The organism is Nitrospirota bacterium (assembly GCA_026387665.1).
GTDB lineage: Bacteria > Nitrospirota > Nitrospiria > Nitrospirales > Nitrospiraceae > Palsa-1315.
Window position 1 is genome coordinate 7,501 of record JAPLLG010000011.1, and the last position, 14,377, is coordinate 21,877.

Annotated in this window: 13 protein-coding genes; 4 read left to right on the forward strand and 9 right to left on the reverse strand. The window is 57.3% G+C overall.

The window, feature by feature from the left end; all coding sequences use genetic code 11:
- The first annotated feature begins 776 nt into the window (after nucleotides 1-776).
- The 3 genes from NT179_09535 (at nucleotide 777) to NT179_09545 (ending at nucleotide 2,381) form a co-directional block, all read left to right on the forward strand.
- Nucleotides 777-1,793: a molybdopterin-dependent oxidoreductase gene (locus tag NT179_09535; protein ID MCX5722252.1), complete on the forward strand. Its 1,017-nt coding sequence runs from the start codon at nucleotides 777-779 to the stop codon at nucleotides 1,791-1,793.
- A 74-nt stretch (nucleotides 1,794-1,867) separates the two neighbouring features.
- Nucleotides 1,868-2,161: a BrnT family toxin gene (locus NT179_09540; protein ID MCX5722253.1), complete on the forward strand. Its 294-nt coding sequence runs from the start codon at nucleotides 1,868-1,870 to the stop codon at nucleotides 2,159-2,161.
- On the forward strand, nucleotides 2,109-2,381 hold the full coding sequence (locus tag NT179_09545; protein ID MCX5722254.1) for a BrnA antitoxin family protein: 273 nt from the start codon (nucleotides 2,109-2,111) through the stop codon (nucleotides 2,379-2,381). Before NT179_09540 ends, NT179_09545 begins: the two co-directional genes overlap by 53 nt.
- Nucleotides 2,382-2,514: 133 nt before the next feature.
- Here NT179_09545 and NT179_09550 read toward each other — a convergent pair whose 3' ends face one another.
- The 3 genes from NT179_09550 to NT179_09560 form a co-directional block, all read right to left on the reverse strand.
- Nucleotides 2,515-2,997: a hypothetical protein gene (locus NT179_09550; GenBank protein MCX5722255.1), complete on the reverse strand. Its 483-nt coding sequence runs from the start codon at nucleotides 2,995-2,997 to the stop codon at nucleotides 2,515-2,517.
- A 521-nt stretch (nucleotides 2,998-3,518) separates the two neighbouring features.
- Nucleotides 3,519-4,667, reverse strand: coding sequence for a hypothetical protein (locus NT179_09555; GenBank protein MCX5722256.1), 1,149 nt, complete (start codon nucleotides 4,665-4,667; stop codon nucleotides 3,519-3,521).
- A 184-nt stretch (nucleotides 4,668-4,851) separates the two neighbouring features.
- Nucleotides 4,852-5,442 (reverse strand): pseudouridine synthase, encoded by a 591-nt coding sequence (locus NT179_09560; GenBank protein ID MCX5722257.1) that lies wholly within the window; start codon nucleotides 5,440-5,442, stop codon nucleotides 4,852-4,854.
- A gap of 108 nt (nucleotides 5,443-5,550) precedes the next feature.
- Between NT179_09560 and NT179_09565 the strand changes: the two genes are divergently transcribed.
- A complete protein-coding gene (locus NT179_09565) occupies nucleotides 5,551-6,582 on the forward strand; it encodes a trypsin-like peptidase domain-containing protein (GenBank protein ID MCX5722258.1) in 1,032 nt (343 codons plus the stop codon).
- A 4-nt stretch (nucleotides 6,583-6,586) separates the two neighbouring features.
- Here NT179_09565 and NT179_09570 read toward each other — a convergent pair whose 3' ends face one another.
- From NT179_09570 to guaB, 6 genes are all read right to left on the reverse strand, one after another.
- Nucleotides 6,587-7,390, reverse strand: coding sequence for an ATP-binding cassette domain-containing protein (locus NT179_09570; GenBank protein MCX5722259.1), 804 nt, complete (start codon nucleotides 7,388-7,390; stop codon nucleotides 6,587-6,589).
- Complete coding sequence (gene aroC / locus NT179_09575) at nucleotides 7,380-8,543, reverse strand: chorismate synthase (GenBank protein ID MCX5722260.1); 1,164 nt, start codon at nucleotides 8,541-8,543, stop codon at nucleotides 7,380-7,382. The genes NT179_09570 and aroC overlap by 11 nt, the downstream gene beginning before the upstream one ends.
- Nucleotides 8,544-8,561: 18 nt before the next feature.
- The gene (gene aspS / locus NT179_09580; GenBank protein MCX5722261.1) at nucleotides 8,562-10,325 is read right to left on the reverse strand and encodes an aspartate--tRNA ligase; all 1,764 of its coding nucleotides are present in this window, start codon (nucleotides 10,323-10,325) and stop codon (nucleotides 8,562-8,564) included.
- The gene (locus NT179_09585; GenBank protein MCX5722262.1) at nucleotides 10,322-11,143 is read right to left on the reverse strand and encodes a pseudouridine synthase; all 822 of its coding nucleotides are present in this window, start codon (nucleotides 11,141-11,143) and stop codon (nucleotides 10,322-10,324) included. The genes aspS and NT179_09585 overlap by 4 nt, the downstream gene beginning before the upstream one ends.
- 79 nt (nucleotides 11,144-11,222) lie before the next feature.
- The gene (gene guaA / locus NT179_09590) at nucleotides 11,223-12,782 is read right to left on the reverse strand and encodes a glutamine-hydrolyzing GMP synthase (GenBank protein ID MCX5722263.1); all 1,560 of its coding nucleotides are present in this window, start codon (nucleotides 12,780-12,782) and stop codon (nucleotides 11,223-11,225) included.
- 124 nt (nucleotides 12,783-12,906) lie between these two features.
- A complete protein-coding gene (gene guaB / locus NT179_09595) occupies nucleotides 12,907-14,373 on the reverse strand; it encodes an IMP dehydrogenase (protein MCX5722264.1) in 1,467 nt (488 codons plus the stop codon).
- Nucleotides 14,374-14,377: the final 4 nt, after the last annotated feature.

The window sequence follows — 14,377 nt, forward strand, 5'->3', positions numbered from 1 at the left end:
CTCTATTCAGTTGTCAAAGAACAAAAGCACTCGTCACGCGAGCCGTGCACTATACTCTGTGCACAGAAGCGTGTCAAGGGACCCTTTTACCAAATTTTGGTTGGGTATTCCCTAAAACCGCATGCCCTCACCGCAACACTTGCACGCGGCTACCGAGGCAAGAAGCACAAGCACCCTGCGAACAGGTGGGAAGATATCAAAGCTCCCCCCCGAGAGTCAAGCACCATTTACATCCATGACGAAATAATTGTCAAAATACATCAATCGCCTGTATCCATAGGGATTCCGGAGATAAATAAGGCCGTCATATTGAGCTATCTGACCATAATATTTGCCCACCATGATCACCGGAACGACTTTCTCGCGATATTTCCGTCATTCGAATGACATTTTGAGCATTTTCACATGACGTAAGACCTACTTCACTAGAGGCATAAAACTCTATGTAGGTAACTATCAATCGAGTATCGCCAAAATCTCGCCATTTTGGCGGAGAATATCACGCGACTGACGCATTGCATTTCCACTGCCATGGCCTAAAGCTAGCCCATGAAAATAGCTTTCCCGCTGATCGGTCAATCCAAAGAGCAGGCTACAGGCACAGAACATCCTGACTCCACAGGGAAATGCCCCCGATGGCCGACAACAGAACCGAAATAGCCTTCGCCCATTGCAGCGCAGCCCAGAGACAGGCCTATTGAGGCCAGAAGAGAACATTGCGGTGATTCAGCTCCTGCACCATAATGGCCAGAAGCTGAATCATGATCGGAGGGTGCATGCCATTTTCACGGCGAACAATACTGAAAGCCACTGGACTTGGAGCGCTCACCGCGCTAACCGGCGGCTGCGACGCAGTCGGATCCGTGCTCGGCCGCATGTTTGCCATTCCATCGCGCGACACCACCTACTTCACATCCAATGCAAAATTCTACGTCGTGAACTATGCCGACAGCGCCGTGTCCATGACGCGAGACGTCGATATCGAGCAATGGAAAGTCCACGTCAAAGGCGACGTGAAAACGCCACTAGCGCTCGGCTGGCGCGACATTTTGAACCGCGACTCGTACGATCAGGTCTCCACGCTCATGTGCATCGACACGCTCCCTGGCGGCGACAGCATGGGCAACGCCACCTGGCGCGGGATTTCGCTCAAGAAACTCCTGCAAGAGGCCGGCGCCGACGAAGAAACCGCGCGCGACGTGATCTTTCGCGGCATCGACGGTTACGACGACAGCATTCCCTTCGCGCGCGCCATGCAAGACGATGTCATGCTGGCCTTCCTGATGAACGGCGAAAAGCTGCCCAAAGAGCATGGCTTCCCCATCCGGCTGATCGTGCCGGGGCTGTACGGAATCAAAAACGTCAAATGGATTACCGAGATCGAAGTCTATCCCGGAGACTACAAGGGCTATTGGCAGCGCAAAGGCTGGACCGACGACGGCACCATCAAGATTTTCTCACGCATCGATAGCCCGGGCCATTACCAAACGATCCGTGGGCAGGAACAGCAATTCCGTGGCATCGCCTTCGGCGGCCCCAACAGCATCAGCAAAGTGGAATTGAGCTTCGACGCAGGCCGGACGTGGAACGACTGCACGATCGAACCGCCCATGTCGCCCTATTCATGGGTCATCTGGAACTATACGTGGAAGCCGCCGAAACGAGGCAAATTCCAAACAGTCGTCCGCGCGACGGATACGAAGGGGCAGCTACAGATTGCAGAAATTGTCCGGCCTCAACCGGCTGGAGCGAGTGGGTTGCACACGATCATCGCCGACGTAGGCCAGCCATAGACGATCCTACCCGCCCTCCGTAGCCCCTCACCTGAAAACTTGACGTACATACATATCGTATGTACACTTTCATCGTGAGATTCGAATGGGACGAGGCCAAACGAAAAGCGAACATAGCCAAGCACGGCATCGACTTCTCAGACGTGCCGGAAATGTTTACCAGCCTGATGCTAGTGGGGCCCGACACTCGAAAAGACTACGGCGAAAGCAGGAAGGTCGGCTTCGGATTCATTCGCGGGCGGCTCATGGCAGTCGTCTTCACCGAACGTGATCCCTCGACGATCCGAATTATTTCAGCACGAAAGGCGAACACACGTGAAGAAACCTACTACCACGAAGCGATCGCGGACGAATTGGGGAAAAATTGACGCCTTGAGGGACAAGGACATCGATTTCTCCGATATCCCGGAACAAGACAAGGCCTTTTTCAAGCGTGCGGCCTTAAAGCTTCCTGAAGCTAAGACCGCCGTCACCATTCGATTGGATCGTCAAGTCTTGGATTGGTTCAAGGCAAAGGGACCAGGCTATCAGACGCGGATCAATGCTCTCCTCAGAGCCTACATGGAAGCGCACAAAGAAATAAGGTGAGGGTGTAGCGGGTGTGCTTCGTGCTCGCGGAACGCACGGCCCCAGAAGGCCCTCGTTCGACGCGCGCAGTGAACCACACCCGCGCTGGAGTCGGCTGGAGCGAATAGGGGTCACACCATTGCTAACCGCGAAGTCACTCAGCTGAATCTTTCCCTGCCCAATCTGGAAGAGGCTTCCCTGCTCGTTCACAATACCGTCGTGCTCGCTCATCCCGCTTCTTGATCAAGCCTCGTACCAGTCGCACAGCCTCCTCATCGTTCAGAATCTCAGCTCCAAGTCTCTTGAGTTCCTTGCGGTTGCCCAGCATTCCTCCCGGTTGCCGCCTCGAATCTCCGTCGTTCGTAATCAAGATCGCTTCATACTTTATCGCGTTAAAAACAACCGCAACGTCATTCCGTTCATTCTCTGATTGCGCTCCAGCTGGGAATAGAATCACTTCTATCTCTTGAAGACGTTTCTTTTCGTTCGGAGTACTGGCAAGAGTCTCGGTGAAAATATACCCATACGCCTTGGACTTTCTATTCTGATCACCCCCCGCGGCCGCTTCTGATTGAGCCACTTCCGACATCGCTAGGGTAATAACGTCATCTTTGTGCCATTTTTCTAGCTTGTTCATATTTGCAAGACATGAACGCGCGTTTACACGATTGGTGTCTATATGAAAGGTCCGACAGATATGGCGCTCAGGCTGGCTCATTGACTAATGAAAGCTATAGGTCAGCGACTGTGCAGTTCTCGGCCTTGCCGGCAATGACCTGCTGTCCAAAGATAAAGCAATGCTTAATAGCCTCATCTCTTGACTTGAATCGATCGGAAGCACTGAACGGCCTTGTAACGACCTGATCGTTGCAATGCTTGAGAATGACAAGATTGACAGTCCACTCTCCGGAGTCCGCCAGTTGATGAGGTATGGCCCTAATCTCATAACCCTTGTAAATTACTCCATTCATCTTATGACTTACCTCTCATTCAGTCCTTCAAGGCAGAGGCATGGGGCAGGCTTGTGTAGTCACCTATTGAGCCTGGACAGTAGGCTCCTCTACCATATGCTTCGCTCCATGCCACCGCAAGCTGGGGTGCCAGACTGCCTCGTGAAATCACTGAATACATTCTGAAACGCGAACTGGCGGAGCACTCCTACCAAAGCCGCTGAACAGCAGTTTCAAGTTTAGGCAGGCAAGGCTCCAGCTCTGGCGATGAGGCCCTGGTCACGACAAAGGCTGCCGGCACATGCTCCCAATGCCGCAGATCCGGCTGTAGCGCGCCTTCCAGCACCGTCGGCGCAGTGCGCATCAAGGCCACTCCCCCGACCACCGAGAGCTGGCAGAGCGCTCCCTTGCCCTTCGCCGCCACATCGAGCGCGCAGCCTCCAACCATGACGCCGGCTCCTGCAGCCAAGGGGACCAGGCTGTAGGTCAGACCGAACGGCAATCGAACCCATGCCTGCGCGTTTAAAAGCGGATGGTATCCATGGCTATGGCGCATTGCGATCTTGTCGAACCAACTTCCCGTGGACAGCCTCACGCCGGTGTCGGACTGGCAGGCGGGAAGGAACTCCCTGCTCGACTTCACGGAAAAATACCCGCTCGTAGATCCAAAGAATTGCAGATCCCATGTAAGTTCAGGAAATCGGCGGATGCCATAGACGTGCCAGGGCTCGCTGATCGCCTGCCCCTCATCGATTCGATCCACCTGCCGCGCGGCAAATAGCCGGACCGCATCCTGCTGCCCCTTCCACATCAGGCCCAGGTCTCTCAGCCTGAGCCAATCCACGCGCGACTCGTTCACCTCCCCCACTCGCTCCCATAACACGGCGGACAGCAGCAGATTGACCGGGTCTTCGCCGTAATTATAGAGCGACGTAAAGAGCTCATGATCCAACTGCCGGAGCTCCACCTTCGCCTCCTCCGGCTTCTGCACGTTCGCATAGCTCGCAGCCAGCAAGAGACTGAGATAGCCTCGCTCATAACTTTCCAACACATAATCGATGAAGGAGCCCTCCGGCACGAAAACGTTCCCTGCCTCCTTCATGAAGGAGAAGGTCTTGTGCCGGAATTCCGACCGGGCCCTCTCTCCATGCACGATTACAGTTTCATAGCACCGCCCAGCAAAGGCATCGGCCAGCCGGTTGAGGGTATCGATCCTGTCCGAAAGATTGAGTCCCCCTTCGATCACCGAACAGGGCTGCCCCTGCATCGTCTGCCCGCCTCTCGCCTGACAGCCGGCAAGACCGGCCACGAGACCCATGACGATACCGATCACATGGTAAGAGACGCTTCGAATCATCAACCTTCACCCCTCCGACAGATCAGAACGCCGCCGCTCCTCACCCTAAAATACGCAGGATGCTCAAAAAGGCTGCCCAGCAAGGCCGCAGCGAGCGAAGAGGCGAGGCGTACGCTTCGGTACGTTGAGCCTCTGAGCGACGCGAGAACGCCGCTGGCAGCCTTTTTCAGCATCCTGCTAAGACTTATCGTCCGGATGCAGCCACATAAATCTGCTGAACCTCACTGCTCGTCACATCCCGCCACTGGCCTGACGGAAGATCACCTAACAGGACCGGCCCGATCGCCACCCGCACAAGTCGCAGAGTGGGATGCCCGACTGCGGCGGTCATGCGGCGAACCTGCCGGTTCAGCCCCTCGCGTAGCGTGATCTCCACCCAGGCAGTCGGCACATTTTTGCGGAAACGAATAGGCACGGGACGATCAGACAACTGCGGATCGGCCGGCAACAGCTGCACGTCAGCAGTCCTAGTTTTTTTGCCGTTCAGCAACACACCCTGTCGCAACTGCTCCAACGCCTCCTCGCTTGGAATGCGTTCCACCTGCGCGAGATACACTTTCGGCAACTTATGTTGCGGGTCCGTGATGTGATGGGCCAACGTCCCGTCTGACGTCAGAAGCAGGAGCCCTTCACTATCCAAATCGAGACGTCCGGCTGCATAGACGCCGGGAATCGTCACATAGTCAGCCAGGGTCGGCCGCCCATCCGGATCGGTAAAACAGGGCAGGACCCCGTAGGGTTTATTGAACGCGATCGTGCGAAGTGGTTGCGTCACAGTGAAACTACTATAGCCAACCAACCCCGGCAGTACAACGCAACCGCGGCTTGCACTAGAACGAAAGATATGATTCCATCCGGCATTCTCATCACGAAAGGCCTTTTCATGAACCACCTCACCCAACCAGCGACCCATGCGACACATCGACGGATGACCATCCTTACCCTATGCCTATTGCTCGTCATGCCATTCTCAATCGCATGGGCCGAGCCGAATCATCATGACTCCCTCGACCGTGCCAAACGCGCCACCGTCGGCATCATAGAAGACACCCCAGACCCTCGCACGCCCGAGAAGCCAGGCAAGATCCAAATTCGCGGCACCGGCTTTCACCTGCGCGATGGCTACCTTGTCACGGCCAGACATGCCGTCGAAAAACACAGCCCCTCGGGGCACGTCATCCCGAAGCAAATCCTCGTCCTCACCACCGACCTCCATGAACTCCCAGCGCAACTGGTCGGCGACAGCGCCTATCTCGATGTCGTGGTCTATCGTGTCGTGGAGAAATATCGCGCGCTCCTCCCAGCCGCAACCCCCTTTGCCCCAGGCGACGTCGAGCAGGGCACCGAAGTGTTTACCGTAGGCTACCCCTTGGGCTGGGGTCCCACGATGGCCTTTGGCCATATTGGGAACGCCAATACCTTTCTCCAAACGGTCGATACGCGCCTCCTGCAAGCGGACCTCGCAGCCTGCAGCGGCAATTCCGGAGGCGGTCTCTTCAATCACAAGGGGGAAGTCGTCGGTGTGATGCATGCCATCATTCAAACGGACAAGGACGAGACGCAGGCCCATTGCAGCCGCATGGCCTTTGCCGTGCCAGGGCCTCTCGCGCAGCGAATCGTCAACGCCGCGCTGGAGGGGAAGCCCTTGGCCTTCTCTAAATTAGGCATTCACATGACACCGGTGAAAGACGGCACCAAGTGGCGCATCGCCGTGAAGGATGTCGCGGACCCGGCCAAAGAATCCGGCATTCAAAAGCAGGACATCTTGCTGGCGATCGAGGAGACGGAGATTCTCGATGCGGCCCACTTAAAGAATTATCTGATTGAGAGAACGACGCCAGGCCAGCGAGTTAGCATCAAAGTACGCCGCCTCGATGCAGACCTCACGTTTCATGTCGTGTTGGGCGGGGGATGAACAGTCAGTGTGCGGTACTGTGGCCAGGAAGCGCTTGATACCACCCGTTCGCTTGCGCAATGGCCACGGGGCAGTCGAAAAGCCTACTCAGGTTGGCGTCGGTGAGCATAGACTGCTTCTCTCCGTCCTGAATAATCCTGCCTCCCTTCAAGAAGACCACCCGCGTGATTTCAGGCGGAATCTCATGGATATGGTGCGTGACCAGCAGCACAGTCTTCCCCTTCTTCATATGGGCCCGCACCAGATCCAGGTAGTGAAACGTGGCAGTCAGATCGAGTCCGCTGGTGGGCTCATCCAACACCAAGGCCGCCGGATCATGCACCAAGGCGCGGCCCAGCAGGCAGCGCCGCTGTTCACCGGTCGACATCTCAGAGAATTTCCGCTCGGTCAAGAAACCGATGCCGAGTTCTTCCAGCACGGCATGGGCGCGAGCCATCTGCGCATAGCTGAAGTCTTGGTGTTTATAGGTTCCGATGCTCGCGTAGTAGCCTGACAGCACAATCTTCAACCCGATGACATTTTCCATGTACTGGTGCTGCAGATCGTGCGACACCATTCCCAATCGCTTCCGCACGTCCCAGACGTTCCACCGTTCTTCCCCGAACAAGCGGATATGGGTCTCATCATTCGGCAACGGATGGACTTCACCGGCCAGCAATTTCAGGAAGGTCGATTTTCCGGCGCCATTAGGACCGAGGATGGCAACATGTTCCCCCTCGTGGAGGGACAGGGAGAAGTCGGTGAACACACAGGTATCGCCGCGATAGACCGTCGCCCGTTCGATCTCAATCAGTGGGCTAGGCTTCATCCGGATCGGGATTGACCTTGGCGGGACCGGAAGACTTGGACGAACGAGACGATTTCTTGACCGAGGCGGAAATAGTCGGCGTGGCAACCTTCACATCGGCGTTCTGCGCGCGGTGGAGCAAGGCATGGTCCATGAGCACCAGCGCCATCATGGCTTCAGCAATCGGCGTCGCCCTGATGCCCACGCAGGGATCATGGCGGCCACTCGTCTCCACCGTCACGGGATTCCCCTGCTTGTCGATAGAACGGCGCGGGATGCGAATGCTCGACGTGGGCTTGATGGCAATCGTCACCACGAGATCCTGCCCGGTGGAAATACCCCCCAGGATACCTCCCGCATGATTGGTGAGAAATCCTTCCGGGGTCATCTCGTCCCCATGCTCAGAGCCCCGCTGGGTGACAGAGGCGAACCCTGCGCCGATCTCCACCCCTTTGACGGCATTGATGCTCATCATGGCTGAGGCAAGGTCTGCATCCAGCTTGGCATAGACCGGAGCGCCCCACCCGACCGGCATCGACTCAGCCACCGTCGTAATCTTCGCTCCGACCGAATCGCCGGCCTTCCGCAATTCGTCCATGAAGGATTCCAGCTTCGGCACCACGTCGGCATTGGCGGAGAAAAATGGGTTCTTGCCGACCTCATCCCAGCTCGCAAAGGGTGCTTCTAGAGGCCCCAGCTGGCTCAGGTAGCCACGAATCACGATCCCGTGCTTCTCCCTGAGCCATTTCCTGGCAATCGCCGCTGCAGCCACACGTACGGCTGTTTCACGAGCAGAGGATCGTCCACCGCCACGGTGGTCGCGAATCCCATACTTCTGCCAATAGGTGTAGTCTGCGTGACCGGGGCGAAAGGTATCGATCAGATTACCGTAGTCTTTGCTGCGGGCATCTTCGTTCCGGATGAGCAAGGCGATGGGGGTGCCGGTCGTCTTGCCTTCGAAGACACCGGAGAGGATTTCGACTGTGTCGGATTCCTGCCGTTGCGTGACGTGGCGGGAGGTGCCGGGCTTGCGCCGGTCAAGATCTTGCTGGATATCCTCGACCGAGAGGGCCAGACCTGGCGGACAGCCATCCACGACACAGCCAATCGCAGGCCCGTGGCTTTCGCCGAATGACGTGACGGTAAAGATGTGACCGAACGAATTGCCTGCCATGGGGCGGATAACTCCTCCCTACTCGACGAGATCGAGCTTGATGCGTAACTCCTTCAACTGATCAGCACTGACGGAAGAGGGCGCATCGGTCAGCGGACATTGAGCCCGTTGCGTCTTGGGGAACGCGATCACGTCGCGGATCGAGTCCACCGCTCCCAACAGCATAATAAGCCGATCGAGCCCGAAGGCAATCCCGCCGTGCGGAGGGGCGCCATATTCAAGCGCATCGAGCAAGAAGCCGAACTTCGCCTGCGCCTGCGCCTTATTGATGCCGAGCAAGTCGAGAATGCGCAGCTGGATATCGCTCCGATGGTTCCGGATGCTTCCGCCGCCGATTTCGCTGCCGTTGAGCACCATGTCATAGGCCTTCGCCCGCACTTTGAGCGGCTCAGAATCCAGGAACGGCAGATCCTCGTCCATCGGCGCGGCAAACGGATTATGCATGAAGATATACCGTTTCTCTTCCGGCGAATAATCCAGCAACGGGAACTCCGTGACCCACAGAGGCTTCCAGGCCTTGGCATCGATCAGTTTCAACTCTTCGCCCAGCGAGAGTCTGATACGGCCCAACACATCGTGAACAATGGCTGCTTTGTCGGCGCCGAAGAGGACTAAGTCGCCAGGCTTGGCGTCAGGTAGAGCCGCTGCGAATGCCTTGGCCTCCAGAAACTTAGCGATCACGGACTCCAGCTGCCCCTCGGGGGTAATCTTCAGCCAGGCCAGCCCCTTCGCGCCAAAGCTCTTGGCCATCTCACCGAGCGCATCGATCCTGCTGCGCGGCGTGGCTGCTCCGCCCTTGACGATCAGCGCCTTCACGATCCCGCCCTTAGTCGCCGCCTCCTTGAAGACCTTGAACTCGCTGGCTGCCGCAAAGGCCGTGACATCATGCAACGGCATATCGAAACGCAGATCCGGCTTATCCGATCCGTAGCGGCCCACCGCCTCGGCATAGGTCATGCGCGGAAAGGGAGTCGGCAATTGGACGCCGCCTGCCTCACGGAACACCTTCACAATCATCTGCTCCATCAAGCCCATGACGTCCAGCCGATCGACAAAGGACATCTCGAGATCGATCTGGGTAAACTCCGGCTGCCGGTCGTTGCGCAGATCCTCGTCACGGAAACAACGGGCAATCTGGTAGTAGCGATCGACGCCGCTCACCATGAGCACCTGCTTGAAGAGCTGCGGCGACTGCGGCAATGCGTAGAATTGACCGGGGTTCACCCGGCTCGGCACCAAATAGTCCCGCGCGCCTTCCGGCGTGCTTTTGGTCAAAATCGGCGTTTCCACTTCAAGGAAACGTTCGTCGTTCAGGAAGCTCCGGACCGCCTGCATGATGTTATGCCGGAGGGTCAAGATCCGCTGCATCTTCGGACGACGAAGGTCCAGATAGCGGTACTTCAGCCGGATTGACTCCGTGATTTCAGCATCGTCTTCAATGACAAACGGCGGCGTCTTCGACTCGTTCAAGATCTCGACGGCATCCACGAAGATTTCAATCTCACCGGTCGGCAGATTCGGATTCTTGGACTCATCAGGCCGGGCCATCACTTGCCCGGTCACCGCCACGACACATTCGCTGCGCAAGGCATGGGACGCTTGATGTACCGCGGCATTACGCTCGGCATTGAACACCACTTGTGTCAGCCCGGTTCGGTCACGCAAGTCGATGAACATGACCATGCCATGGTCGCGCCGCCGCTGGACCCAGCCGTTCAAGACGACGGTCTGCCCGACCGCAGCCTTCGTCAGCTCTCCGCACCGATGAGTTCGGACCTTCATACGACCTTCGCTTTCTTGGAACGGGCCCATCCAGCCCGGCTGATCTTCTTCTTCGGCCGTGCGACTTTCTTTTCTGGCCCCTCTTCCGCCGCCAGTTTGTGCTCGGCCAACTCGCGCAGCGCATTCGCTTCACGGTCGGTCAAGTACCGAAAATCGCCCGGCGCCAAATCGCCTAACGACAGAGGACCCATCTTAATTCTCGTCAGTTTCAGCACCGGATGACCGACCGCCTCCATCATCCGCTTCACTTGATGCTGGCGCCCTTCACGGATCGTAATCTCCAGCCAGGAATTCAGTTTGGCCTTTTTGACCTTCTTCACGACCGCCGGACTGGTCATGCCGTCTTCCAGCTGCACACCCTGCTCTAACTGGCGGATATGATCGTCCGTCACCACCTGCTTCACCTTGATGAGATAGGTCTTCGGCACATGGTAGCGGGGATGCAGCAGGGTCTGGGCCAAGTCTCCGTGATTGGTCAGGAGCATCAGTCCTTCGCTGTCGAAGTCCAAGCGGCCGACAGGAAATACCCTGACCGATATGCCGCGGAGGTAGTCCTTCACCGTCGGCCTGCCTCCCGGATCGTTCAACGTCGACATCACGTTCTTCGGCTTGTTCAACAGCAGATAGACGTAGGGCTGGGCGGAGCTCAGGTGCTTGCCGTCCACCTTGACGTGGTCGCGAGCAGGATCGACCTTGGTGCCGAGCTCCGTCACGACTTTGCCGTTGACGGTCACGCGCCCTGAAGCAATCAACTCCTCGGCCTTCCGCCGCGAAGCCAATCCCGCTCCAGCAATAACTTTCTGTAATCTAACTTCCATATTATTGAGCCGTAAAACGTGAAAGGTGAAAGGTGAAACGATTATCGCGTCTCACCTTTTACGTTTCACGTCTCACGCCTTACTCCCATTCAATTGTGGCCGGAGGCTTCGAGCTGATGTCGTAGACCACCCGATTCACGCCTTTGACTTCGTTGATGATGCGGTTCGAGATCTTGCCCAGCACGTCATTCGGAATCTTGGCCCAGTCAGCCGTCATCCCGTCCAGGCTCGTCACGGCACGAAGCGCAATGACATGCTCATAGGTCCGTTGATCGCCCATGACGCCCACGGTCCTGATCGGCAAGAGCACGGCGAGCGACTGCCAAATTTCGCGATACAGACCAGCGGCGCGAATCTCCTGATCGAGAATGGACTCAGCCGCGCGCAAGATGGCCAGCCGCTCCTTGGTGATCGCGCCCAGCACCCGGATCGCCAGGCCAGGTCCCGGGAAGGGCTGCCGCCAGACGATCTCATCCGGCAACCCCAGTTCCTTCCCGAGCACCCGCACTTCATCCTTGAAGAGTTCGCGCAACGGCTCGATCAGCTTCAACTTCATCCGCGCCGGCAACCCGCCGACATTATGGTGTGTCTTGATCGTGGCCGACGGCCCCTTGAAACTCACGCTTTCGATGACGTCAGGGTAAAGCGTGCCTTGGACCAGAAACTTCACGCCACCGGACTTCTTTTTGGCTTCCGCCTCGAATTGCTCGATGAACTGCTTCCCGATGATTTTCCGCTTCCGCTCCGGGTCGATCACCCCTTTAAGCTTGGCCAGAAACAAATCGGACGCATCAATGATTCGCAAGTTCAGATGGAGCTGCTTGGCGAAGGTCTGTTTGACCTGTTCCTTCTCTCCACTGCGAAGCAATCCGTTGTCCACGAAGATACAGGTCAGCTGATCGCCGATCGCCCGATGCGTCAACGCGGCAGCCACGGAGGAATCGACCCCCCCGCTCAAGGCGCAGATCACACGCTCCTTGCCCACCTGCTCGCGAATCTGCTGCACCGCCGTCTCCACATAGGACTGCATGGTCCAGGTCGGCTTGCAGCCACAGATGTCATAGACGAAGTTCCGAAGGATCTGAGTCCCTTCCGGCGTATGCACCACTTCCGGATGAAACTGGAGGCAATAGATCCGCCGCTTATGGTCGTCCCGCTTCATGGCCGCAACCGGAGAGTTGGCCGTATGTGCGATGGATCGGAAGCCAGGTGGCATCCGTTCGATACGGTCTCCGTGCGACATCCAGACAACCGTCGATCCGCCTTTGCCGATGCCCTTGAAGAGGTTGCTGTCGTCGTCGATGGTCAGCTCGGCCCGGCCATACTCCCGATGTTTGGATTTGGCGACCTCGCCGCCGGACAAATGCGTCACGAGCTGCATCCCATAACAAATGCCGAGAATGGGAATCCCCAGATCGAAAATTTCCTTGGGAACCGTGGGCGCCTTCTTTTCGTAGACGCTGGAGGGGCCGCCGGACAACACGATCCCTTGCGGCCGATAGGCCAGAATCGTCGCCAGCGAGACCGTGCAGGGCAGAATCTGCGAATAGACCTGCGCCTCGCGAATGCGGCGCGCGATCAGTTGGGTATATTGCGACCCGAAGTCGAGGACCAGGATTCTATTGTGCCAGAGTTCCATGCTTTGAAAAGAGCTTATAGCTGATGGCTGATAGCAGTAGAAAGAAAATAGGTAAGCAATGGAGGAGATACGCGACCGGCATTCTGACTATCGGCCATAAGCCATACGCCATTCGCTCTTGGCTCTATTCCCAATCCATCCGGTAATTCGGCGCTTCCTTCGTGATGATGACATCGTGCACGTGACTTTCGCGGAGACCCGCAACCGTCTGCCGGATAAACTGGGCCTTCTGCTGCAAGTCCGAGATCGTCTTGCACCCGCAATAACCCATGCCGGACTTCACCCCGCCGATCAATTGATAGATCACGGCCGAAAGCTTTCCTTTATAGGGCACGCGTCCTTCGATGCCTTCCGGGACCAGCTTCTGCACCGGACGACCGCCTTGGCCGTACCGGTCTCCGCCGCCTCGCTCCATCGCGCCGATCGAACCCATCCCGCGATACACCTTATAAGTCCCGGCTTGGTACAGTTCGGTTTCCCCAGGCGATTCGTCCGTACCGGCCAAGAGTCCGCCCAGCATCACCGAGGAGGCGCCTGCGGCCAACGCTTTTGTAATATCGCCTGAGAACTTGATCCCGCCGTCTGCAATGATCGGAACGCCCTGGCCCGCGAGGACCTTTGCGCAATCGGCAATCGCCGTCAGCTGCGGCATCCCGGCGCCGGACACGATGCGGGTGGTGCAAATGGAGCCGGGCCCGACTCCCACCTTCACGGCATCGACACCGGCCCTGAGGAGATCCTTCGCCGCCTCGGCTGTCGCGATGTTCCCGGCGATCAATTCGAGTTCCGGATACCGGCGCTTGATCATCTTGACCGTATCCAACACCGCCTGAGAATGCCCGTGGGCCGTATCGACCACGATCACATCCACCCCGGCCTTCTTGAGGCGCGCCACGCGATCTTCTGTCTCCGGCCCGACCCCGACCGCCGCACCGACGCAGAGCCGGCCATGCTTATCCTTGCAGGCGTTGGGATACATGATGCGCTTTTCGATGTCCTTGATCGTAATGAGCCCCTTGAGCTCAAAATTCTTATTCACGACCGGAAGCTTCTCGATCCGGTGTTCGTGCAACACCTCGCGAGCCTTTTCCAGGCTCGTGCCTTCAGGCGCCGTAATCAGCTTGTCCCGCTTCATAACTTGCGAGACCTTCAAATCCATCCTGGTTTCGAACCGCAGATCCCGATTGGTCAGAATACCGACCAGCTTCTTGCCCTTCGTGACGGGAATACCGGAGATCCGGTATTTCGCCATCAACGCATGGGCATCGCGAATCGTTTGATCCGGCGAGATCGTGATCGGATCGAGAATCATTCCACTCTCGGATTTCTTAACCCGATCCACTTCCGTCGCTTGATCCGAGGGCGACAAGACGCGATGGATAATCCCAAGCCCGCCTTCGCGGGCAATGGCGACGGCCAAACGGGACTCCGTGACGGTATCCATCGCCGAGCTGATAATGGGGATATTGATCTTGATGTGGCGAGTGAGCGTCGTCCGCATATCGACTTCGCTCGGCAACACCTGGGACTTGGCCGGGATCAACACGACATCGTCGTAGGTCAACCCTAAACGTGGTTCCTTATCCAGCATATCT

Coding starts and splice junctions, on each gene's coding strand:
- NT179_09535 (MCX5722252.1), top strand. CDS start 777: ATGCCATTTTCACGGCGAACAATACTGAAAGCCACTGGACTTGGAGCG.
- NT179_09550 (MCX5722255.1), bottom strand. CDS start 2,997: ATGAACAAGCTAGAAAAATGGCACAAAGATGACGTTATTACCCTAGCG.
- NT179_09555 (MCX5722256.1), bottom strand. CDS start 4,667: ATGATTCGAAGCGTCTCTTACCATGTGATCGGTATCGTCATGGGTCTC.
- NT179_09565 (MCX5722258.1), top strand. CDS start 5,551: ATGAACCACCTCACCCAACCAGCGACCCATGCGACACATCGACGGATG.
- NT179_09570 (MCX5722259.1), bottom strand. CDS start 7,390: ATGAAGCCTAGCCCACTGATTGAGATCGAACGGGCGACGGTCTATCGC.
- aroC (MCX5722260.1), bottom strand. CDS start 8,543: ATGGCAGGCAATTCGTTCGGTCACATCTTTACCGTCACGTCATTCGGC.
- aspS (MCX5722261.1), bottom strand. CDS start 10,325: ATGAAGGTCCGAACTCATCGGTGCGGAGAGCTGACGAAGGCTGCGGTC.
- NT179_09585 (MCX5722262.1), bottom strand. CDS start 11,143: ATGGAAGTTAGATTACAGAAAGTTATTGCTGGAGCGGGATTGGCTTCG.
- guaA (MCX5722263.1), bottom strand. CDS start 12,782: ATGGAACTCTGGCACAATAGAATCCTGGTCCTCGACTTCGGGTCGCAA.
- guaB (MCX5722264.1), bottom strand. CDS start 14,373: ATGCTGGATAAGGAACCACGTTTAGGGTTGACCTACGACGATGTCGTG.